General features: G+C 68.9%; 18 protein-coding genes and 1 tRNA gene. 10 read left to right on the top strand and 9 right to left on the bottom strand.

Annotated elements, in window-relative coordinates:
- The first annotated feature begins 102 nt into the window (after window positions 1–102).
- Complete coding sequence (gene tagD / locus BJ960_RS00380) at window positions 103–501, top strand: glycerol-3-phosphate cytidylyltransferase (RefSeq protein WP_119281790.1); 399 nt, start codon at window positions 103–105, stop codon at window positions 499–501.
- Window positions 502–607: 106 nt separating this feature from the next.
- Here tagD and BJ960_RS00375 read toward each other — a convergent pair whose 3' ends face one another.
- The 4 genes from BJ960_RS00375 to BJ960_RS00360 all read right to left on the bottom strand — a co-directional run bounded on the left by BJ960_RS00375 (window position 608) and on the right by BJ960_RS00360 (window position 3,731).
- Entirely contained in the window at window positions 608–1,387 is a 780-nt protein-coding gene (locus BJ960_RS00375; RefSeq protein ID WP_272928838.1) for an amino acid ABC transporter ATP-binding protein, read from the bottom strand.
- Window positions 1,384–2,403, bottom strand: coding sequence for an amino acid ABC transporter permease (locus BJ960_RS00370; RefSeq protein ID WP_185985798.1), 1,020 nt, complete (start codon window positions 2,401–2,403; stop codon window positions 1,384–1,386). The genes BJ960_RS00375 and BJ960_RS00370 overlap by 4 nt, the downstream gene beginning before the upstream one ends.
- Window positions 2,404–2,472: 69 nt before the next feature.
- Window positions 2,473–3,366, bottom strand: coding sequence for an ABC transporter substrate-binding protein (locus tag BJ960_RS00365; protein ID WP_185985797.1), 894 nt, complete (start codon window positions 3,364–3,366; stop codon window positions 2,473–2,475).
- A 277-nt stretch (window positions 3,367–3,643) separates the two neighbouring features.
- A tRNA-Ser gene (locus BJ960_RS00360) sits at window positions 3,644–3,731 on the bottom strand.
- A 282-nt stretch (window positions 3,732–4,013) separates the two neighbouring features.
- On the opposite strand from BJ960_RS00360, the gene BJ960_RS00355 reads away from it, so the two are divergent.
- Window positions 4,014–4,607 (top strand): CHAP domain-containing protein, encoded by a 594-nt coding sequence (locus BJ960_RS00355; RefSeq protein WP_307814716.1) that lies wholly within the window; start codon window positions 4,014–4,016, stop codon window positions 4,605–4,607.
- Here the strand turns inward: BJ960_RS00355 and BJ960_RS00350 are convergent, their stop codons facing one another.
- Together BJ960_RS00350 and BJ960_RS00345 are read right to left on the bottom strand one after the other, a co-directional pair.
- Window positions 4,608–5,843 (bottom strand): glycosyltransferase, encoded by a 1,236-nt coding sequence (locus tag BJ960_RS00350; protein ID WP_185985795.1) that lies wholly within the window; start codon window positions 5,841–5,843, stop codon window positions 4,608–4,610. It lies immediately after the preceding gene.
- An 8-nt stretch (window positions 5,844–5,851) separates the two neighbouring features.
- Window positions 5,852–7,036: a glycosyltransferase gene (locus BJ960_RS00345; RefSeq protein WP_185985794.1), complete on the bottom strand. Its 1,185-nt coding sequence runs from the start codon at window positions 7,034–7,036 to the stop codon at window positions 5,852–5,854.
- A gap of 247 nt (window positions 7,037–7,283) precedes the next feature.
- On the opposite strand from BJ960_RS00345, the gene BJ960_RS00340 reads away from it, so the two are divergent.
- The gene (locus BJ960_RS00340) at window positions 7,284–7,646 is read left to right on the top strand and encodes a helix-turn-helix domain-containing protein (protein ID WP_185985793.1); all 363 of its coding nucleotides are present in this window, start codon (window positions 7,284–7,286) and stop codon (window positions 7,644–7,646) included.
- A 33-nt stretch (window positions 7,647–7,679) separates the two neighbouring features.
- Here the strand turns inward: BJ960_RS00340 and BJ960_RS00335 are convergent, their stop codons facing one another.
- Window positions 7,680–7,973 (bottom strand): DUF4229 domain-containing protein, encoded by a 294-nt coding sequence (locus BJ960_RS00335; RefSeq protein WP_185985792.1) that lies wholly within the window; start codon window positions 7,971–7,973, stop codon window positions 7,680–7,682.
- Between the two features lie 72 nt (window positions 7,974–8,045).
- Between BJ960_RS00335 and BJ960_RS00330 the strand changes: the two genes are divergently transcribed.
- From BJ960_RS00330 to BJ960_RS00320, 3 genes are all read left to right on the top strand, one after another.
- Window positions 8,046–8,432 carry a PLD nuclease N-terminal domain-containing protein gene (locus tag BJ960_RS00330; protein ID WP_121074478.1) on the top strand — a complete coding sequence of 129 codons (387 nt, stop codon included), beginning with the start codon at window positions 8,046–8,048 and terminating at the stop codon, window positions 8,430–8,432.
- Window positions 8,432–10,255: a 2-succinyl-5-enolpyruvyl-6-hydroxy-3-cyclohexene-1-carboxylic-acid synthase gene (gene menD, locus BJ960_RS00325; RefSeq protein ID WP_185985791.1), complete on the top strand. Its 1,824-nt coding sequence runs from the start codon at window positions 8,432–8,434 to the stop codon at window positions 10,253–10,255. Before BJ960_RS00330 ends, menD begins: the two co-directional genes overlap by 1 nt.
- A 117-nt stretch (window positions 10,256–10,372) precedes the next feature.
- Window positions 10,373–11,242 carry a PPK2 family polyphosphate kinase gene (locus BJ960_RS00320; protein ID WP_185985790.1) on the top strand — a complete coding sequence of 290 codons (870 nt, stop codon included), beginning with the start codon at window positions 10,373–10,375 and terminating at the stop codon, window positions 11,240–11,242.
- A gap of 66 nt (window positions 11,243–11,308) precedes the next feature.
- On the opposite strand, the gene BJ960_RS00315 is transcribed toward BJ960_RS00320, so the two are convergent.
- Together BJ960_RS00315 and BJ960_RS00310 are read right to left on the bottom strand one after the other, a co-directional pair.
- Entirely contained in the window at window positions 11,309–12,874 is a 1,566-nt protein-coding gene (locus tag BJ960_RS00315) for a multicopper oxidase family protein (protein WP_185985789.1), read from the bottom strand.
- Between the two features lie 100 nt (window positions 12,875–12,974).
- Window positions 12,975–14,402 carry an isochorismate synthase gene (locus BJ960_RS00310; RefSeq protein ID WP_185985788.1) on the bottom strand — a complete coding sequence of 476 codons (1,428 nt, stop codon included), beginning with the start codon at window positions 14,400–14,402 and terminating at the stop codon, window positions 12,975–12,977.
- A gap of 67 nt (window positions 14,403–14,469) precedes the next feature.
- Here BJ960_RS00310 and BJ960_RS00305 point away from each other — a divergent pair, with 67 nt between their 5' ends.
- From BJ960_RS00305 to BJ960_RS00290, 4 genes are all read left to right on the top strand, one after another.
- Window positions 14,470–15,528, top strand: coding sequence for a class I SAM-dependent methyltransferase (locus BJ960_RS00305; protein WP_307814717.1), 1,059 nt, complete (start codon window positions 14,470–14,472; stop codon window positions 15,526–15,528).
- 41 nt (window positions 15,529–15,569) lie between these two features.
- Window positions 15,570–16,583 carry a polyprenyl synthetase family protein gene (locus BJ960_RS00300; RefSeq protein ID WP_185988072.1) on the top strand — a complete coding sequence of 338 codons (1,014 nt, stop codon included), beginning with the start codon at window positions 15,570–15,572 and terminating at the stop codon, window positions 16,581–16,583.
- A 10-nt stretch (window positions 16,584–16,593) separates the two neighbouring features.
- A complete protein-coding gene (locus BJ960_RS00295) occupies window positions 16,594–17,970 on the top strand; it encodes an FAD-dependent oxidoreductase (protein WP_185985786.1) in 1,377 nt (458 codons plus the stop codon).
- A 94-nt stretch (window positions 17,971–18,064) separates the two neighbouring features.
- Window positions 18,065–21,463, top strand: a complete 3,399-nt coding sequence (locus BJ960_RS00290) for a pyruvate carboxylase (protein ID WP_185985785.1) — start codon at window positions 18,065–18,067, stop codon at window positions 21,461–21,463.
- Window positions 21,464–21,674 lie beyond the last annotated feature (211 nt).

The raw sequence follows: 21,674 nt of genomic DNA, 5'->3' as shown, positions 1-21,674 counted from the left end.
AGCGGTGAAACGTGTGCCACAGAGTCTACGCAGGTTCGGGCGGCGCAACCAGGGTTTTTGCCGAGACGCGCGAACCTCAGCGGGGGCTAATAGGATGGCGGGATGAAGCGGATCCTGACCTACGGCACCTTTGACCTGCTCCACTGGGGCCACATTCGGCTCCTCAAGCGCGCGCGGAGCCTCGGCGACTACCTCGTCGTCGCGGCCTCCACCGAGGAGTTCAACGCAGGCAAGGGCAAGAAGACGTATCACGACTTCGAGACCCGCAAGAACATGCTCGAGGCCGTGCGCTACGTCGACCTGGTGATCCCCGAGGACTCGTGGGACCAGAAGATCGAGGACGTGCGCAAGTACGAGATCGACACCGTCGTGATGGGTGGCGACTGGGAGGGCGATGAGCGCTTCGAGATCCTCACCCCGTACTGCAACGTCGTGTACCTCGACCGCACCGAGGGCGTCTCGACGACCAAGATCAAGCGCGACCTGGGCGTCAACTCCTAGCCTCCCGGGCACGCGCCGCGGCGGCGGGCCGCACGCGAACGGCCGGCGATCCATTCGATCAGGATCGCCGGCCGTTGTGCTGTCTCAGGCCCGTGTGCGCTGGAGGTTAGAGCACCTTGGAGAGGAACACCTTGGTGCGCTCGCGCTGCGGGTTCGTGAGCACCTCAACGGGGTCTCCCGATTCGACGACGACGCCGCCATCCATGAAGACGAGCTTGTCGGCGACCTGCTTCGCGAAGCCCATCTCGTGCGTGACGACGATCATCGTCATCCCGCTCTCTGCGAGCCCCTTCATCACGTCGAGGACCTCTCCCACGAGTTCGGGGTCGAGCGCGCTCGTCGGCTCGTCGAACAGCATGAGCTTTGGATCCATCGCGAGGGCGCGAGCGATCGCGACGCGCTGCTGCTGACCGCCCGATAGGTGCGCGGGGTAGTAGTCGTGCCTATCGGCAAGCCCCACCCGGGCGAGCAGCTCCATCGCGCGCGACTGCAGCGCGGACTTCGAGCCCTTCTTTAGGAGCGTCGGCGCCATCATGACGTTCTCGAGCGCGGTCTTGTGCGGGAACAGGTTGAAGCGCTGGAACACCATGCCGATGTCGCGTCGCTGCTTCGCTGCCTCCCGCGGCCGCATTTCGTAGATCTTGTCGCCGTGCTGCCGGTACCCGACGAGCTCGCCGTCAACCGAGAGCCTGCCGGCGTTGATCGTCTCGAGGTGGTTGATGCAGCGCAGGAACGTCGACTTTCCCGAACCGGAGGGGCCGACGAGGCAGAGAACCTCGCCGCGCTGGACCTCGAGCGAGATCGACTTCAGCACCTCGTTCGAGCCGTACGACTTCGAGAGCGCCTCGGCCTTCACCATTGGCGTGGTTGTGAGTGCGTCGGTCATCGTCCGCCTCCCCCTGTTCCTGAGTGCGGTGGCACGATGCTCGTGCGGCCGTCGGCTTCGGTGTACTTCGCGTGTTCCGAGCCGGTCTCGCCGACGACGGTAATCGACGCCGTCGCGACGCTCGGCCGCTGGATGTCGGGGCGCTGGCCGACGCCCTTTGCGAAGTGCTTCTCGAGGTAGTACTGGCCGACCATGAGGACCGAGGTGATGACGAGGTACCAGATCGACGCGACGATGAGCATCGGGACTGGCTGGTAGGTGACGGCGGCGATATCCCGGGAGCGCGTGTAGAGCTCGAGGGTGAACGGGACCGCCGTGACGAGCGAGGTCGTCTTCAGCATCGAGATCACCTCGTTGCCTGTCGGGGGGATGATCACGCGCATCGCCTGCGGGAGGACGACCCGGGTCATGGTGTGCCACCAGCCGAGGCCGAGTGCCGTGGCCGCCTCGTCCTGCCCCTTGTCGACTGCGAGGAGGCCGGCGCGGACGATCTCTGCCATGTATGCGGCCTCGTTCAGCGCGAGGCCGATGACCGCGAGCGTGAAGAAGCTGAGCAGTTCCTTGGTCGCGATAGTGACCACGGCGTCAGTGAACGGGATGCCGAGCTCGATCGACTTGTAGATCGCGGGCACGAGGCCCCAGAACGTGAGCTGCACGTAGACGGGGGTGCCGCGGAAGATCCACAGGTAGACCCAGGCCACCACGCGCACCACCGGGTTTGGCGACAGCCGCATCACGGCGAGCGCAACACCGAGCACGATTGCGATGATCATCGAGTACACGGTGAGCTGCAGGGTGTATCCGATGGCCGACACGATCCGGGTGTCGAAGACGTAGGTGCCGACCTCCGCCCAGTTGTAGACGGGGCGGTTCACCGCGGCGTCGTAGACGAAGATCCCGACGAGCACGATGAGTACGACGGCGAACACGGTCCGCCACGGGTGCCGAAGCTTGATCGCTTCGATGGGCGCCGGCTCCGCGTGTTGCACGGGGCCGTCGGCTGGTGAGTGTGTCATTTCTGCACTTCCTCGGTCATTGAATAGGGGCGGCCAGCGTGTGCCACTGACCGCCCCTGCATCCGGTTGCTAGTTCGCGCCGGCGTTAATTGTCGCCTCGTCGAGCGCGCCGGACTCGATGCCCGCGCCCTTAAGAATCTCGAGGTAGGTGCCGTCGTCGATGAGCGACTGCAGCGCTGCCTGGACGGCCTTGGTCATGTCGCTGCCCTTCTGGGTCGCGAAGCCGTAGGGAGCCGCGTCGAACATCTCGCCGACGGCCTCGAGCTGATCGCTGAGCTTGCCGACGGCGTCGCCCGTGACCGGCAGGTCCGCCGAGAAGGCGTCTGCCTTGCCGTTGATCACGGCGTTCGTCACCTCGGGCTGGCCGTCGAACGGCAGGATCTCGATCGCTTCCTTGCCTGCGGCCTCGCAGGCTGCGGTCTTCGCCGGCAGCTCGTCCGTGTGCTGCACGGTTCCGGTCTGGACGGCGATGGTGAGCCCGCAGGCGTCGTCGGGGTCGATGTCCGAGCCAATCGGCGCCGCCCACTGCGAGCCGGCGTTCAGGAAGTTGACGAAGTCGACCGACTTCTGGCGCTCGACGTTATCCGTGAACGACGACGAGCCCATGTTCAGCACGCCCTCCTGGATGCGGGGGATGATGCTGTCAAACCCGAGGATCTCCCACTTCGGCTCGAGGCCGAGCTTTGCGGCGACGGCCTCCGCGAGATCGACGCCCCAGCCGACGGGCTCGCCGTTTGCGTCCTTGTACTCGTTCGGCGGGTACTCGGCATCGGTTCCGATCGAGAGTGCGCCTGCGTCCTTGACGTCGGCGGGAAGCAGCGCAACCGCGGCGTCGTCTGCCTTGATCGTCGCGGCAGTCTCGGTGCCGCCGCTGGTCCCCTCCTTCTCGGCGTTGTTCACGCAGCCGGTGAGCGCAAGCGCTGCCACTGCGGCGAGGGCTGGGAGTGCGTAGCGAATCTTCATCGATTCCTCCTTTATGAGGGTGGGGTATTCAGACGGTGAAACCTCGAAGCCGAGTGTAGCGAGCTACACAACTTCGGATGTAGCCAGAGTATCTATCCCGCTCCATACGCGGACTGGATCATGGCGTTTTGTTGTCGAACTGTGTTGGGGAACTGCCGACGCGCCATGCCCGTACTGTGAAATACCTACGATGAGCCCCCGCCCTGGCGGACCCAGAACCCGCAGGGACGCGGCGGCGCACGAAAAAGCCCCTCACCGAGGTGAGGGGCTTTCGCACTGGCGGAGGATAGGGGATTTGAACCCCTGAGGGCGTGAACCCAACACGCGTTCCAGGCGTGCGCCATAGGCCGCTAGGCGAATCCTCCTTGCTGGGCGAGCGAACTCAACCAACGCCGACAAGTCTAGCGTGTTCCGAGCGCCCCTCGCGCCACGCCTGCAAGTGAGCCGAATTCTGGGCCCCACGAGCGCCCCAGACGGCCCCGTACGGGCGCTCGCGAACCTGAGAAAACGCAGCCGAGCTTGAATGTAACGGAAACGTAACGCATACTGGAAAGGTTGCAGGCCCACCGGTCTCGCAATTATCAACGTTTTGGAGTCTCTGAGTGCCATCACCCGCCAAACCCTTTGTGGTCTCGCTCGTAGCAGCTGTGACCTTCGCACTGGGAGCAGCCCCCGCAGGCGCAATCGAGACTGAAGAGTTCACCGCAGCGTCAGCTGCGCCGACCATCTCTCTCACCACGCAGGCCCTGAGCACCGACACTGGGACCGCGCCGCTCGCGCCGATCAGCTCGGTGCTCGCCGAGTCCGAGAGCGCGAACAGTTCTGCCGCGCACGGATTCGACGTCGACGCGGCGATCGCCGCGGCCACCGCCGAGCTCGGAACGAGCCGCGCCACCGGCTGGGGAGCCCCCGGTGAGTGCATCGTTTCCGCCCAGCGCTGGATCCGCGCAGGCGGCGGCGCCTGGACCGGCGGCGGCGACCCCGTCTCGAACTACACGGGAGCCCTCCGGCTGTCGCCCACAGAGGCGCAGCCCGGCGACGTGATCCAGTACGAGCACCTCCAGTTCCCCACGTCGTGGGTCTCTGGCGTGCACACCGTGCTCGTGACCGGCGTCAACGACGACGGCACCTACCAGATCATCGAGTCGAACAACCCGACCGGGTCGGGCTACGTCCAGGCCGACGAGTCGTGGGTACCGAAGCCGCCGGCAGGCTTCCAGGCAGTGGCCTGGCGCTTCTAGTTACTTCCCGATGACCCGAGCGTAGAGCTCGATCATCGCGGCGGTCCTCGTGGACTGCAGCAGCCGCTCCCCCGCGGCTGCGGGTACTCGCAGGTCCCCCGGCCGCGTCTCGATCTCCGACACGGCGGTCCGCAACGCGTCCGCCAGAGCGGCGACGCTCGAGTCTTGCGCGAGCCAGGCGGGCGAGACCGCGAGGTCCGTGAAGATGTTTTCGTCGCAGAAGATCGTCGGCGTGCCGAGCGCGGCGGCTTCGTAGGGGGTGAGCCCCTGGGTCTCGAATCCGATTGATGTCTGCACGAGGGCATCGGCGTCCCGCATCGCGGCGAGCGCGGCCTCGTAGGGCACGGGCCCCGCGACGCGCACCCGATCATGGAGGCCGAGCGCCGCGATCCTGCGCTCGACCTTGCCGAGGAGCAGGCCGGCCCCGTGGAGCGCGACGTCTGCGTCGATTTCGGATGCCCCGAGCGCTTCGACGAACTCAAGCACTCGCTTCTCGCCGCTCATGCGGCCGAGCCACACGAGCCGTGGGCGCGACCGCGGAGCCCGGTCGGCCGCGCGCACCGCGCCAATGACCTCGTCGTCGACTCCGCCCTGCGTGACCTCGACCCCGGCCCCGACGCCGTGCGTCTCAAGTTCGGCGGCGAAGTGCCGGGACGGCGCGGTGACGAGCGCCGCCCCTGCGGTGAGCTCGGCGAGATAGCGCCAGGCCCCTGCGGCGCTCGCGCGGGTGCGCTCACGCTCCCGGCGCGGCACACGGCCGACGGCAAGCCGGCGCCAGGCGCGCAGCCCAGCGAACGCGAGCGGCGCGAGCGGGGTGACGGCGCGCGTTCCCTCGTCAACGTTGTTGTGCATCGTAAACATCACCGGCAGCCGGTGACGCTTCGCCGCCCGGAGCCCGATCATCGCGCCCCAAAAGTCGCCCTGGATGTGCACGAGGTCGACCGGTCCCGCGCCACCGGCCTCCCGCTCGGCGAGCGCACGGTCGAGCGCGCGGTCGCTGCGCCTGCCGGGCCAGGTAATCCCGTACTCGCGGTCCCTCGTGATCGGCGTCGATGGCAGGTCGAGGTACGCGGCTCGGTCAGCCGGGGCGACGGTGTAGTCGCGCCTGTGGAGCGCGGGCGCGGCGATGCTCACGGTGTGGCCAGCTCGCTCCAGGAACTTGCGCTGGAGGCGCAGTGCGACCTGCACCCCGCCGAGCGAGTCGGGGTGCTGGTCGGTAACGATGAGCACGTGCATAGCGCGCGCTATGCGACGGGAGTGCCCCGGTACAGGGACTCGAAGGTATCCAGGGTGCGGTCGATGTCGTGCGACTGCACGGCGGTGAGCGACTCCTGCTGCATCCGTTCGTACTCGGCTGCGTCCGCGGTGAGCACCTTAGTCAGCGCGTCCGCGAGCTCGCGGTCGTTGCCCGCCTGGAACAGGTACCCGTTCTCGCCGTGATGCACGAGGTGGGGCAGCGCCATCGCGTCGGCCGCAACGATCGGCAGCCCTGAGGCCATCGCCTCCATCGTGGCGATCGACTGCAGCTCGGCGATTGAGGCGATCACGAACACCGAGGCGTCGGTGAGGTGCCCGCGCAGTTCCTCGTCACTCACGCGGCCTGTGAAGTGCACGCGCGACATGAGGCCAAGCTCGGCGACGAGCTTCTCAAGGTTCTTGCGCTGGTCGCCGTCTCCGACGATCGTGAGCGTCGCCTCGAGCTTCGGATCGAGCCGGTCGAGCGCGCGGATGATGACGTCGATCTCCTTCTCGAGCGTCACCCGTCCGACGAAGACGAGCTTGTGCCGCTCGCGCGGCCCGACGATCGCGGTGTAGTCGCTCGCGCGGAGCCCGCAGCTCACCGGGAGCACGCCGCGACGGTACGTGTTGCGCTCCAGGAAGTCGGCGGCTCGGCGGGTCGGCGTCGTGATCGCCTTCGCGCGTCGGAGTACCCTGTCAGCGTCGCGCCAGCCCCAGCGCACGAACAGCCGCTTCGCGCGCTCCGGGAGCAGCGTGAAGTCGAGCACGTTCTCGGGCATAACGTGGTTCGTCGCCACAATGCGAATGCCGCGCTTCGCCCCTTCATGCGCGAGGGCACGGCCAATCACGATGTGCGACTGGATGTGGATCACGTCTGGCTTCACCTGGTCGAGGATCTGCTTGACGTAGTGCCGCGCGCGCCACGGCAGCACGAACCGCAGCCAATCGTGCGGGTACCAGCGGAAGCTCGCGATGCGGTGCACCGTCATCTGCTCGCCCTCGATGGTCTCGCGGAAGGCGCCGACGGTCTTGTGCTTCTTCGAGGGAGCGGCGACGTGGACGTCGTGCCCGCGGCGGACGAGGCCGGCCGCGAGTCGCTCGGCAAAGCGCGCTGCGCCATTCACATCGGGCGCGAACGTGTCGCAGCCGAGCAGAATGCGGATCGGCGTGCTTTCGGAACTCTGACTCACGTGTGCTGTCGTCCTTTAACTGCAGAGGGGTGGGCGAACCACTCAAGTGTATTCCGCGCCTCTCGCGTGACCCTCAAGGATCGCCGTCACAGCGGCCCCGGAGCGGAAGCGCACAGCTCCCGCGCAGGATCCGGATCAGGATCGATCGCGTCTCCCCCACCCCGGATAGGTACTTTTGTACCGGGTGGCATGACTCCGGTGGGTTTGGCTTCTGGCGCTTGTCGCCCGAGCCCGAGAACCTTGTAGCGTGCCCCGTTTCCACTCTCCAGCAGCTCAGGTCATCGGAGCCCGCATCCGCGATGCGCGGCTGGCACTTGGAATCTCAATGGACGACCTCAGCCACCTCGCGGAACTGAGCCTCACGAGCGTCGGCAAAATCGAGCGCGGAGCGCAGAGCCCGTCGGCCGAGACACTCGTCCGACTCGCGACGGTGCTCGAGATCGACGCGGGGTCGCTCATCAGCGGCCTCACCGCGCGGGACTTCGGGCAGCGAACCCGCCAGTACACCGCCCGCGACTTCATTCGCGAGCAGCGGGCGCGCGAGCAGGGCAGCGAGGCAGGTTCGGACGACAACCCGATGGGCGCAACTGGCACGTCGAGCGCCGGTTAGCCGCCCTCGACCGGGCGGCGGGCCCGGATACGCCTACTTGGCGTCGACCTCGCCGTCGATCGCCGCGTCCTCCGCGACGTCGTCAGCCGTGCGGTCGCGGTTGCGCCATGCGTAAATACTCTCCGACGCTTCCTCGCGGGGCTTCGAGAGCAGCAGGATCGAGAGCGAGACGCCGATGAGTGCCGCAAGCACCGCCGCGACAATGCCTGAGACCATCATGGTGAAGCCGAGCGCCAGTCCCAGCGCGTACAGCGCGGCGAAGGGCACCGCGAAAAACAGCAGGCGCAACACAATGTAGGTGGTCCAGGCTTTGCGTTGTTCACTCACAGCGCCGAGTCTACCCGCGCAGACTGAGCGCTCTCACCCCACTCCCGGAGGCTCGCCGGGTAACATGAGGGCATGGTCAGGTTCATCATTATCGGTGCCGTCATCGCCGTCGCGTTCACCCTGTATTCACTGGTCGACGCCGCGATGACTGACCACTCCCGCGCCCGCGGCGTCAGCAAGCCTGTGTGGATCGTCATCATCGTGCTGCTGCCTGTCATCGGCGCGGTGCTCTGGCTCATGATCGGCAAGGGCAGCCCCGCGAGCGGATCAGGCTCGCAGCACCGGGTTGCGCCCGACGACGACCCGCGCTTCACCGGCCGGCAGCTCTCCGACGCTGAGCGCGACTCGCTGCGCGATCTCGAGGCTCGCCTCAAGGAACTCGACAACGAAACCTTCCCCGGCGAGGAGCCGCGCGGCGGCCAGCCCGGCGAGGACAAGGACCAGGACAAGACCCGGTGATGACCGGGCCAGCCCCCGCCTCGATCTTTGCCGTTGAGCTCCTCGCGGGGCTCATTCGCCGCGGCGTCTCGGACGTCGTCGTCTGCCCGGGCTCGCGCTCTCAAGCGCTCGCGCTCGCGGCGGCCGCGGCGGAGTCCGCCGGCGCAATCCGGCTGCACGTGCGTGTCGACGAGCGGTCCGCAGCGTTCTTCGCACTCGGGCTCGCCCGTGAGACCGGGCTCCCGGCGCCCGTGATCGTGACGAGCGGCACCGCGGTCGCGAACCTCGCCCCCGCGGCGTACGAGGCGCACGAGGGCCGCGTCCCGTTCATCGCGCTCACCGCCGACCGGCCCGCGACGATGCGCGGCACCCGCAGCAATCAGACGACCTCACAGCTCGACATGTTCGGGGCCGCGGCGAGGTTGTCGCTCGACGTCGAACCGCCGGAGTTCGGACCCGAGGGTGAGTTTGGGCGGAGCCCGAACACCGATCCTGATCGGCTCGCGGCGCGCGCACTGAGCGCCGCAGTCGGGTCCCGCAACGACGCGCCCGCGGGGCCCGTCCAGCTCAACCTGCAGTTCGTCGAGCCGCTCTCCGGCACAGCCGGGTTCGAGCAGATGATCGCCGCCGGGTTCACCGCCGCAGGCGCCGAGGGTGCCGATGCGCGCGCGGCGCTCCTGGAGGCGCCCGGCACCCGTGCGGGGGGCGAGGCCGCGGGTGCGCCTCGAGCGGGGCTCCCCGATCCTGACCCGGCGACCACGAGCGGGTACGTCCACGACGATGACGCGCTCACCGTGGTGATCGCCGGCGCCGGAGCGGGCGACACCGCCGAGGAGTTTGCGCGCGCCGCCGGGCTGCCGCTCCTCGCCGAGGTCGTGAGCGGTTCCCGCTTCGGTCGCGAGGCGATCACCGCCTACGCGACGCTCATCGACGACCCCGAGATCGGCGGGCTCGTTGAGCGCGCCGTCGTGTTCGGCCACCCGACGCTCACGCGGCAGATCCCCGCGCTGTTGAAGCGCGACGACGTCGAGGTGATCGTCGTCGACCCGCACACCGGCGACCACTACGCCCCAGCGCCGGGCGTGCGCGTCACGCCCACCGCGACCGTCAGCGCCGACCATGACCCGCGCGCGCACCGACGCTGGCTGGGAGCCTGGGTGACCGCGGACCGTGCCCTCCAGCAGGCGCGCAGCACCGTGCACGAGCCAGACCTCGAGGCCGCCCGCGAAACCGGCTACAAGGAGCGCAACGCCTACGCGCGCGCCGAAGTCGCCGTCAAGAAGGAGCCGATCACACGCGAACTCCTCGTCGAGAGCGTGTGGCGCGCGACGTGGCCTCACGACCGCCTCGTCATCGCCGCGTCCAGGCTCGTGCGCGTGCTCGACGGCCTCGCCCCCGCCCGCAAGCTCGCGGTGCACGCGAACCGCGGGTTGGCCGGCATCGACGGCACCGTCGCGACCGCACACGGCATCGCGGTGGCGAGCCAGACGGATCCGGATCCCGCGCGCTCCGCCGGCACGACCCGCGTGATCATCGGCGACCTCGCGATGCTGCACGACGCCGGCTCACTGCTCCTGCCCGAGGCACCCGAGCTGCGGCCACGAATCCAACTGATCGTCGGCAACGACGGCGGCGGAACGATCTTCGACGGCCTCGAGGTCGCAGGCACCACGCCGGCACCAGACTTCGAGCGCGTGATGCGTACGCCGCGGAAGGCCGATCTGCGCGCGCTCGCCGAGGCCTACGGCTGGGAGTACGCGCGCGTTGAGACGCGTGGCGACCTCGAGCGCCTGCTCACGACGCCCGTCACGGGACCGACACTCGTCGAGGCACCGCTCGCCTGAGTCGGCCGGGGCCGGAGGCGCGGCGCCTCTGGTGCGGCCGCGGGTCGAGGCCCTACAGTTGCACTACGGCAGCGACCGCAGTGGCCGCCGCCACGTGCGACGGACCCTGGGGGCGACATGGCAAGTGAGTTTTGGCAGGGCGACGTTGCGGAGCTGCTGCGCGTCGACGAGACGTTCGACCTGAGCGCCGTAGACCCGTCCTCGACGCCCGGCACGACGGCCAACAAGAAGGGCGGCCAGGCCGAGCTCGCCGCCTCGGCGCAAGAACTCCGGGAACTGCAGGAACGGCTCTTCGCGCAGAGCCGGGCTGGCGCCCCAGAGCGCGTGCTGGTCGTGCTGCAAGCGATGGACGCAGCCGGCAAGGGCGGCATCGTGAACCACGTCTTCGCGCAGCTCGAACCGCACGGCCTGCAGCTCACCGCGTTCAAATCCCCCACCGAGGAGGAGCGCGCACACGACTTTCTCTGGCGCATCGCGCCGCGCGTGCCTGGGCCCGGCGTCATCGGCCTGTTCGACCGCTCCCACTACGAGGACGTACTCATCCAGCGGGTGCGCGAGTTCGCATCCGCGGAGGAGATCGAACGACGCTACGGGGCGATCACCGAGTTCGAGCGCGGGCTCGCCGCCGACGGGGTGCGGATCGTGAAGATCATGCTGCACGTCTCACCCGAGGAACAGGCACAGCGGCTCAGCGACAGGCTCGCCGACCCGGCGAAGCACTGGAAGTACAACCCGGGCGACGTCGACGAGCGGCAGCTCTGGCCGGAATACATGGACGCCTTCCAAATCGCCATCGAGCGCACGAGCACTCCGGACGCTCCGTGGTACGTCGTGCCCGCCAACGCCAAGTGGTACGCCCGCGTCGCCGTGCAGCGGCTCGTCATCCAGGCGTTACAGGGGATCGACCCACAGTGGCCGGACGCCGACTTCGACGTTGCCGCGGAGCAAGCGCGTCTCGCGGCGACGGCCGACCTGCGCTGGCCGTAGCGGCTGGCCAAGCGCCGCGGCGCTCGCTGCGCCGAGCCGCCGCGGAGCTGCCCCCGAGCCGCCGCGTTAGCGCGTGCGGTAGCCGATGACCGCCATCATGCCGGCGGCCATGTGGTACGCGTTGTGGCAGTGCGCGGGCCACAGCCCGGGGTTGTCGGCGTCAAAGTCGAGCGTCAGGCGCTGGCCGGGCCGCACGACAACGGTGTCCTTTCTGGCACCTCCCCGGCCGAGTTGGCCGGTGTGGCCGTGAATGTGGAAGGGGTGCCACATCGTCGTGTCGTTGTGCAGGAGCAGCCGTACCCGCTCCCCCGAGCGCACCGCCATTGCATCGGCGAGCGGGTTCTCCTCGTCGAACCGGCGCCCGTTCACGCCCCAGTCGTACGCCGCCATGCTCCCGGTGAACGCGAACTCGACCTCGCGGTCGACCTGGCGCTCGGGCAGCGCAGCGCTTGGGGCTGCCAGCAGTCTGTCGAGGGCGAGCGCCTCATGCAGTTCGGGCACTGCCGCGTCGGCCGCCGGAGCCTGACCGGCCGCCGTTCGGAGCACCGCGAAGCCGCGTGCACCCTTGCCCTCGGCCTCGGCGACAATCGGGAATGCGCCGTCGCCGAGCGTGACGAGCAGGTCGACCCGCTCGCCCATGCCGATCAGCACGCTTCCCGTCTCCCGCGGCTGCACCGGGTAGCCGTCGCTGTGGGTAACGGTGAGCCGGTGCCCTCCGATGGCGAGCCGGAAAGCGGTGTCGCCGCCGGCGTTCACGACTCGGAGGCGAACGCGGTCACCTGGCTTACCGGCGAACACGGCGGGATCGGCGGCCGGCCTGTCATTGATGAGGTATTCCGGGTAGAACACGTCGCCCGTGTCTTCCCCGAGCTCGTCTGAGTACGTGCCCATCAGCATGAAGCCGTCGCGCATCGGGGCCGCCTGACCGTCGCCGTGCTCCGCGCCGTGTTCGCCCTGGCTGGCCGCGTGCCCGCCGTGGCCAGCCGCGTGTTCGCCGTGGCCCGCGCCATGCTCTGTCCCGTGCTCCGCTCCATGCCCGGCCCCGTGATCGCCGTGACCCGACATCCCCGCGCTGAACTCCGCGAAGACGTCGTCAGGGGTCGCTCCGAGGCCGTCGAGCCAGTCGTCGAGCACGAGGATCCACTCGGCGTCGATCGCGCCGCGATCCTCGGGGTCGTCAACGATCAGCGTCCCGAAGAGCCCGCGATCCGACTGGAGACCGCTGTGCGAATGGAACCAATGGGTGCCTGCGTGCGGGACGATGAAGGAACTCTCGAGCGCCTGCCCGGGAGCGACCCCGGCACCCGCGACTGGCGGGGCGCCATCGGCGTCGTTGCGAAGCGCGAGCCCGTGCCAGTGAAGGCTCGTCGGCTCCGGGAGCAGGTTCTGCAGGCGAAGGACGAGCTCGTCGCCTGGCCGTGCCCGGATGATGGGCCGCCGCTCGCCTCGATAGCCCCAGGTGCGAGCCGCCGTGCCCGCGATGTCGAGCGTGACGGGCTCGGCCACGAGCGAGACGACCTGGCTAGCGCCCGTCGTCCGCCGAGCCCGCTCTACGGCCTCCGCCTCGGGGCCGTCTGGTCGGACCCACGGCGTAGAGTCGGTGTTTGCGTGCGTAGTGTTCGGCGTATCCATGAACTCTCCATTCAGCGTTCCGGGCGTCCTGCCAGGCTAGGACATTGGGCCACACATGTCACGCAGGAGGGGCTGCTAGGTCGCGGGCACGCGCGACGCATCACACCGCGCCGAAGGCCTCCGTGATCGGCCGGAACTTCGAGACCGTCTCGCCGAGCTCGTGCTGCGGGTCCGATCCCTCGACGATGCCGCCGCCGGCCGTCGCGACGACCAAGCGCGCGGGAGCCGCAGTGGCGCCCTCGGCAGCTGGCGCCCCGACCCCTTCAACCTGCGCACAGCGCAGCGCGATGACCCACTCGCCATCTCCGGCCGCGTCGATCCAGCCCACGGCGCCCGAGTATCGGCCGCGGTCGAAGGGCTCGAGCTCCGCAATCATCGCGACGGCGTCGGCCGTCGGCGTGCCGGCGACCGCAGCGGTCGGATGGAGCGCGTCGACGAGCTCGAGCGCGGTCGCCTCTGCGCCGAGCGCCGCTCCGAGGTCCGTGGCCAGATGCCAGACGTTCGGCAGCTGCAGCGCGAACGGGGCGTCGCTCGTACGCAGCTCGCTCACGTGCGGGGCGAGCGCCGACACCACGCTCTGTACCGCAAAGTCGTGCTCGTGCTGCTCCTTGGCGGAACGGAGCAGCTCGTCGCGGGCGGCGCGGTCGCGGACGGGATCCTCCGAGTGCCTCCCGCGGGTGCCGGCGAGCACCCGCGCCGAGACCGCCCCGCTCGTCGAGCGGACCAGCGTCTCGGGGCTCGCGCCGATGAGGTTGTCGACGGCGAACGTCCAGCAGTCGAGGTAGCGCTCGCTGAGGCGGAGCAGCGGGATCCGCAGGTCCTGGCCGGCGCGAAGGTCGCCCGCGATCTGGCGCGAGAGTACGACCTTCTCGAGCTCCCCGGCGACGACCCTGTCGGTCGCCTCGCGGACGCCGGCGAGGTAGGCCTCGATCGCGCTCCCGCCCCGGGCGCCCGGCCCGTCGCTGACGTCGGCGGGCCGAAACTCGACGCCTGCCCAGGCCGTCGCGTCGAGCACGCGCTGGGCCGGGAGCACGTCGGCAGCGCTGCGAGCGGAGGCAAGCTGTGGGGCGCTGCCGAAGTCGGGGCCGGCGGCGAGCGCGGCGGCGCCGGCTGCTGGCGCCCCCGACGGGCCACCCGTCACCGTCACCTCGGTAACCCAGGCGGTTCCCCGATGCCGATGAATCAGCAGTCGAGGAACTATGAGCACACTCTCAGCCTGGCTTTCGTCGGCGAACGCGAACGTGCCGAACGCCACGAGCCCGGAGCCCGGCATCCCCACAGGATCGTCGATCGAGGCCGCTGCGGCGATCTCTCGCCAGGCACGCGACGCCGCAACAAACCGGTCGGCGCCCGCGAAACTTAGCCGCAGGACCTCGCCGACGCCGACGCAACCGCGGTCGCCACGGTTCCAATACAGGGGCGATTCCGGGTCCGCAAAAGCGAGCAGATCTGGCAATTCGTTCAGCACTCTCGTCACCGCAGAGAGCTGTGGAACTGTCGCCGCCGGGCTGACGGTTACTTCGGTCATCACCATGCCAATCTACTCGCCACCGTCTGCAAGCATCCACAGAGGTACAACCGGCTACGATGGAACGGTGACTCGACCAGACACCACAACCAAGCATGGGACGGATGTGTCCGCCATGTTCGACGAGGTCTCGCCCAAGTACGACCTCCTGAACGATGTGCTCTCCGCCGGCAATTCGCGCCTCTGGCGGATTGCCACCACGCGGGCCATCGGACCGCGCAAGGGCATGCGAATCCTCGATCTCGCTGCTGGTACTGGCACCTCGTCGGCCGCGCTCGCCGCGCACGGCGCACACGTCACCGCCGCAGACTTCTCGGAGGGCATGCTCGCCGAGGGCCGCCGCCGGAACGCGGGCAACGACCTGATCGATTTCGTCTGGGCCGACGCGACGCAGCTTCCCTTCGAGGACGACAGCTTCGACGCCGCGACAATCTCGTACGGTCTGCGCAACGTCTCCGATCCCAAGCAGGCGCTCGCGGAGATGGCCCGGGTCGTGAAGCCCGGCGGCCGCGTCGTGATCGCCGAGTTCTCGCGGCCCAGCTCCGAGGCCGTGAACTGGGCGTACACGAAGTACAACCGCCACGTGCTGCCGCGCGTCGCAGGCCTCATCAACCGCGACGCCGCGGAAGCATACAAATACCTCAACGAGTCGATTGAGGAGTGGCCGGCGCAGGAGGAGCTCGCGCGCTGGCTCCGCGAGGCGGGCCTTGAACGCGTTGCCTACCGCAACCTCACGCTCGGCATCGTAGCGCTGCACCGTGGCTTCGTGCCACGCGCAAAGCCCGCGGCACCCGCGACGAAGGATCAGGGCGCAGACAAGCCCGCCGCCAAGGCGTCGGCCGCGACAAAGCCCGCCACGCAGGCGGCAGCCGCGAAGGCGGCAGCCCCGAAGTCGGCGACCAAGAAGGCGGATGCCTCGAAGCCGGATGCTGCGAAGTCGGCTGCCAAGAAACCGGCGACCAAGAAACCGGCAGCGAAAAAGCCAACGACGAAGTCGACCGCGAAGGCGTCAGCCGACAAGAAGCCGGCCGCGAAGAAGCCAGCTACTAAGAAGCCGGCTGCGAACACCGACACGACGGCGAAGCCAACCCCGAAGTCCGAGACGAACGAGCGAGGCCACGAGTGATCCGCCAGAGCACGGCTGACACCACCACCCAGGCACTGCCGATGCGCCTCTTCCGCAGCGCGGACGACCGCCGTCAGGCGAAGGCGCTGCAGGGCGAGCTCGACCTCATCGAGGCCATGCTCGTCGAGAACCTCGGCTTCGCTTCGGCAGTCGCCGACGCCCCCGCCCGGTACCTCGCTGAGGCCGGCGGCAAGCGCATCCGGCCGATGCTCACCGTCCTCACGAGCCAGCTCGGCGACGGCCCGAACGAGCTTGTCCGCCGCGCGGCCGTTGCGGTCGAGATGACCCACCTCGCCTCGTTGTATCACGACGACGTCATGGACGACGCGACGCTCCGGCGTGGGGTCCCCGCGTCGCAGGTCGTGTGGTCGAACTCCGTCGCGATCCTCGCCGGCGATCTGCTGTTCGCGCGCGCCTCGTCGCTCGTCGCGGGAATGGGCGAGGACGCGATCCTGCTCCAGGCCCGCACGTTCGAGCGCCTGTGCCTCGGCCAGCTGCACGAGACCGTCGGCCCGCAGCCCGAGGACGAGCACATCGCCCACTACATCCAGGTGCTCGCCGACAAGACCGGCGCCCTGATTTCGACGGCCGCCCGCATGGGCGTGATGTTCGGCGGCGGCTCAGCCGAGCACGCCGACGCGGTCACCGAGTACGGCGAGCGCATCGGCGTCGCCTTCCAGCTCATCGACGACGTGATTGACCTGTCCCCGAAGAAGGATCGCACCGGAAAGCGCGCCGGCACTGACCTGCGCGCCGGCGTCGCGACCCTTCCGCTCCTCCTCCTTCGAAACCGAGCCGCAGCCGGCGACACCGAGGCGCAGGCACTCCTCACCCGCATTGACGCGGGTGTGAAGGCCATCGCCGAGGGCGCCGACCTGTCGGTCATGGATCCCGAGGTCGACGCGCTGTACACCCATGAGGTGACGCGCGAGACCGAGGCCACCGCCAAGCGCTGGGCCGACGACGCTGTCGCCGCGCTTGACGTGCTGCCGAAATCGTCAGTGAAGCGCGGCCTTGAGCGCATGGCGGAGTCCATTGTTTCGAGGGAAGGGTAGTTCCGAAGGTATGAGCAAGATGCGCCTGGCAATTGTGGGGGCCGGTCCGGCCGGTATTTATGCTGCGGACCTGCTGCTGAAAGCGGAACGTGATTTCGAGGTCGAGATCGACCTGTTCGAGCAGCTCCCTGCCCCGTACGGGCTTGTGCGCTACGGCGTCTCACCCGACCACCCGCGCATCAAGGGCATCATCACCGCGCTGCGCGACGTTCTCGACAGCGGCGAGATCCGGTTCTTCGGCAACGTGCGCTACGGCCAGGACCTGACGCTTGACGACCTCAAGCAGCACTACAACGCGGTGATCTTCTCGACAGGCGCGATCCGCGATGCAATGCTCGGCGTCCCGGGCATTGACGCCGAGGGATCCTACGGCGCCGCCGACTTCGTGAGCTGGTTCGATGGTCACCCCGATGTGCCACGCACCTGGCCCCTTGAGGCCGCGTCGGTGGGCGTCGTCGGCAACGGCAACGTCGCGCTCGACATCTCGCGCATGCTCATTAAGCACGCGGACGACCTGCTGCCGACCGAGATCCCCGACAACGTCTATCAGGGGCTCAAGGCGAACCCGATCGAGGAGCTGCACCTCTTCGGTCGCCGCGGCCCGAAGTACGTCAAGTTCACGCCGCTCGAGCTGCGCGAGCTCGGCGAGGTGCGCGACGTCGATATGGTCATCGACGAGCGCGACTTCGAGCACGCTGACCCCTACGCAGACGAGGTTCTGGCGAAGAACAAGCAGGTCACCGTCATGACCCGCATCATGGACAAGTGGCGCGACGAGCAGCGTGCGCGCGAGGCGGGCGAGGTCGAGCCGGCGTCGCGTCGCCTGCACATGCACTTCTGGTCGAAGCCCGTCGAGGTTGTCGTCGAAGACGGCCGCGTTGCGGGACTGAAGATCGAGCGCACCAGGCCTGACGGCGAGGGCGGCACGATCGACACCGGCGAGTTCGAGGTCATCCCGATGCAGTCGCTGTACCGCGCGATCGGGTACTTCGGGTCGCCGCTCGACGAGATCCCGTTTGACGAGGCTCGCGGCGTGATCCCGAACGAGCAGGGTCGCGTGCTCGACCTTGAGGGAAACCGAGTCCCCGGCGTCTACGCGACCGGCTGGATCAAGCGCGGGCCCGTCGGCCTCATTGGGCACACAAAGTCCGATGCGATGGAAACGCTCGAGTGCCTCATGGCGGATGCAGATTCGTGGTGGCAGCCCGAGCATGCCGACGCGGCCACCATTCCTGAGCTACTCTCGGAACGAGGGGTGCCGTTCACGAACCTCGATGGCTGGCACCGCCTCGACGAACACGAACTGTCGCTCGGCGATGCCGCCGGGCGCACGCGTATCAAGGTTGTCTCGCGTGACGAGATGACCCGTATTTCGCGTGGCGAGTGATCGGATCCTGAATACACAACACTGACCAGGTGCGCGCCCACAACGCGCGCACCTGACCGGGCAACCCACCGCCCAAGGGAGGAACTCAAAGACGATGTTCGAGAAGATTCTGGTTGCAAATCGTGGAGAGATCGCGATCCGCGCGTTCCGCGCAGCGAATGAGTTGGGGGCGCGCACGGTTGCGGTCTACCCATACGAGGATCGCAACTCCCTGCACCGGCTGAAGGCCGACGAGGCCTACCTGATCGGCACCGAGGGCGGCCCCGTCCGCGCGTACCTCGACATCGCCGAGATCGTGCGGGTCGCCCAGGAGTGCGGCGCTGACGCGATCTACCCGGGCTACGGTTTCCTCTCCGAGAACCCCGAGCTCGCGGCAGCGGCAGCAGCAGTTGGAATCACCTTCATCGGCCCCGGCCGCAAGGCCCTCGAGATGGCGGGCAATAAGGTTGCGGCCAAGGAGCACGCAATCGCGGCCGGAGTGCCCGTGCTCCGCTCCACTCCCCCGTCGCAGGACGTCGACGCGCTCATCAAGGGCGCCGAGGAGATCGGCTTCCCCGTATTCGCAAAGGCCGTCGCCGGCGGCGGCGGGCGCGGCATGCGTCGCGTCGAGCGTGCGGAGGACCTGCGGGAGGCGCTCGAGGCCGCGATGCGCGAGGCCGAGAGCGCCTTCGGCGACGCGACGATGTTCATCGAGCAGGCCGTGCTTCGCCCGCGCCACATCGAGGTGCAGGTGCTCGCAGACGGCACGGGCGAGGCAGTCCACCTGTTCGAGCGGGACTGCTCGGTGCAGCGCCGCCACCAGAAGGTCGTCGAGATCGCGCCCGCGCCGAACCTCACGCAGGAGCAGCGCGACGCGATGACGCGCGACGCGCTCGCGTTCGCGAAGTCCATCGGGTACGCGAACGCCGGCACCGTCGAGTTCCTGCTCGACACCGAGGGCGAGCGCGCCGGCGAGCACGTGTTCATCGAGATGAACCCGCGCATCCAGGTCGAGCACACGGTCACCGAGGAGGTCACCGACGTCGACCTCGTGCAGTCGCAGATGAGGATCGCGGCCGGCGAGACCCTCGCAGACCTCGGCCTGACGCAGGACAAGATCAAGCTGCACGGCGCGGCCCTCCAGTGCCGCATCACGACCGAGGATCCCGCGAACGGCTTCCGCCCCGACCTCGGCCGCATCAGCGCCTACCGCTCGCCCGGCGGCGGCGGCGTGCGCCTCGACGGCGGCACAATCAACCCTGGCTCGTACATCAGCCCGCACTTCGACTCGATGCTCGCGAAGCTCACCTGCCGCGGCCGCACGTTCGAGGACGCTGTCGTGCGCGCCCGCCGCGCGCTCGCGGAGTTCCGCATCCGCGGCGTCGCCACGAACATCCCGTTCCTGCAGGCCGTGCTCGACGACGCTGACTTCCAGGCGGGCGACGTCTCGACCTCGTTCATCGAGGAGCGCCCAGAGCTGCTGACGCTGAACAAGCCGCAGGACCGCGCGACGCGCCTGCTCCAGCACCTCGCGAACGTGACCGTGAACCAGCCGCACGGCGCACGGCCACAGACGATCGAACCGCAGGTGAAGCTGCCCGCGCTCGACCTCGACGCTCCCGTACCGGACGGTGGTCGCCAGCGGCTGCTTGAGCTTGGCCCTGAGGGCTTCGCGAAGGCGCTGCGCGAGCAGACCGCGCTCGCCGTGACCGACACCACCTTCCGCGACGCCCACCAGTCGCTGCTCGCGACCCGCGTGCGCACCCGCGACCTCGTCGCCGTCGCCCCGCACGTCGCGCGGATGACGCCGCAGCTCTTCTCCGTTGAGGCCTGGGGCGGCGCGACCTACGACGTCGCACTCCGTTTCCTCGGCGAGGATCCCTGGGAGCGCCTTTCGGCGATGCGCGAGGCGCTGCCGAACATCCCGATCCAGATGCTGCTCCGCGGCCAGAACACCGTCGGCTACACGCCCTACCCGCCGAAGGTCGCGCAGTCATTCGTGCAGGAGGCCGCGGCGACGGGCGTCGACGTCTTCCGCATCTTCGACGCGCTCAATGACGTCGATCAGATGCGGGTCGCCATTGACGCGGTGCGAGAGACCGGCACCGCTGTCGCCGAGGTCGCGTTCTGCTACACGGGAGACCTGCTCTCGCCGACCGAGGACAAGTTCACTCTCGATTACTACCTCGCGCTCGCCGAGCGCATCGTCGAGGCCGGCGCCCACGTGCTCGTGATCAAGGACATGGCCGGCCTGCTCCGGCCCGCCGCTGCCGCGAAGCTCGTCACCGCGCTCCGCGAGCGGTTCGACCTGCCGGTGCACCTGCACACGCACGACACCCCGGGTGGGCAGCTTGCGACGCTGCTGGCGGCGTCGGCCGCCGGTGTCGACGCCGTTGACGCCGCGTCCGCCCCGATGTCTGGCACCACAAGCCAGCCGTCGCTCTCTGGCGTCGTCGCATCGCTCGCGCACACTGAACGCGACACCGGCATCGACCCAGAGTCCGTCTACGCGCTCGAGCCCTACTGGGACGCGGTGCGCACGCTCTACAAGCCGTTCGAGTCGGGCCTCGCGGCTCCGACCGGGCGCGTCTACACGCACGAGATCCCTGGCGGGCAGCTGTCAAACCTGCGCCAGCAGGCGATCGCGCTCGGCCTCTCCGAGAACTTCGAGAAGATCGAGGACATGTACGCGGCGGCAGACCGGATCCTCGGGCGCATTCCGAAGGTCACCCCGTCGTCCAAGGTTGTCGGTGACCTCGCGCTGCACCTCGCGGCCGTCGATGCCGACCCCGCCGACTTCGAGGCGAACCCCGAGCGCTACGACGTGCCGGACTCGGTCGTCGGCTTCCTCGCCGGCGAGCTCGGCGAGATTCCCGGTGGCTGGCCCGAACCCTTCCGCTCGAAGGTGCTCTCGGGTCGCGACGTCTCGATCGAGGTCGCCCCGGTCTCGGCCGAGGACGAGGCGAAGCTCGACGGCGACAGCTCCGAGCGCCGCTCGACACTCAACCGCCTGCTGTTCCCCGCTCCGACCGCACAGTTTGAGGACGCGCGTGAGCAGTACGGCGACCTGTCGGTCGTCGACACGGGCGACTACCTGTACGGGCTCGACCCGAACGCCGAGCACGCGATCGACCTGAGCCGCGGCGTGCGCCTCTACGTCGGGCTCGAGGCGATCGGCGCACCGGACGAGAAGGGCGTTCGCACCGTTATGGTGCGCGTGAACGGCCAGCTCCGCCCGGTGTTCGTGAAGGATGAGCGGATCGCCGTGACCGCCGAGACCGCCGAGAAGGCCGACCGCACCGTCGCCGGCCAGATCGCCGCGCCGTTCTCCGGCACCGTCACCGTGAAGGTCGCCGAGGGTGAGTCGGTCGCGGCCGGCCAGGCGATCGGCACGATCGAGGCGATGAAGATGGAAGCCGCGATCACGTCTCCCGTCGCGGGCGTCGTAAAGCGCCTCGCGTTCGAGGGCACGCGCGGCGTCGAGGCTGGCGACCTCGTCATCGTGGTCGAGTAGCGCTCGGCGTGAGCTGAGACAAGGGGCCGGGTCCGCTGTTGCGGGCCCGGCCCCGTGTCGTTGCTGGAGCCGCCCCTGTGGTCCTCGCCCTCGTCGTCTCGCGCGGCCGCGGCATTGCTGCCCCGGCCACCACGGCGGGCGCCCGCGGCCGCGCTGGGTCCGCCGATGTACACGGCTTCCGCAGATGTACACGATTCTGACGCCGCAAAAT

This window comes from Leucobacter aridicollis, from assembly GCF_013409595.1.
Lineage (GTDB): Bacteria > Actinomycetota > Actinomycetes > Actinomycetales > Microbacteriaceae > Leucobacter > Leucobacter aridicollis.
The sequence above is the reverse complement of the archived record's forward strand: the minus strand, read 5'-3'. Positions and strand labels throughout refer to the sequence as shown.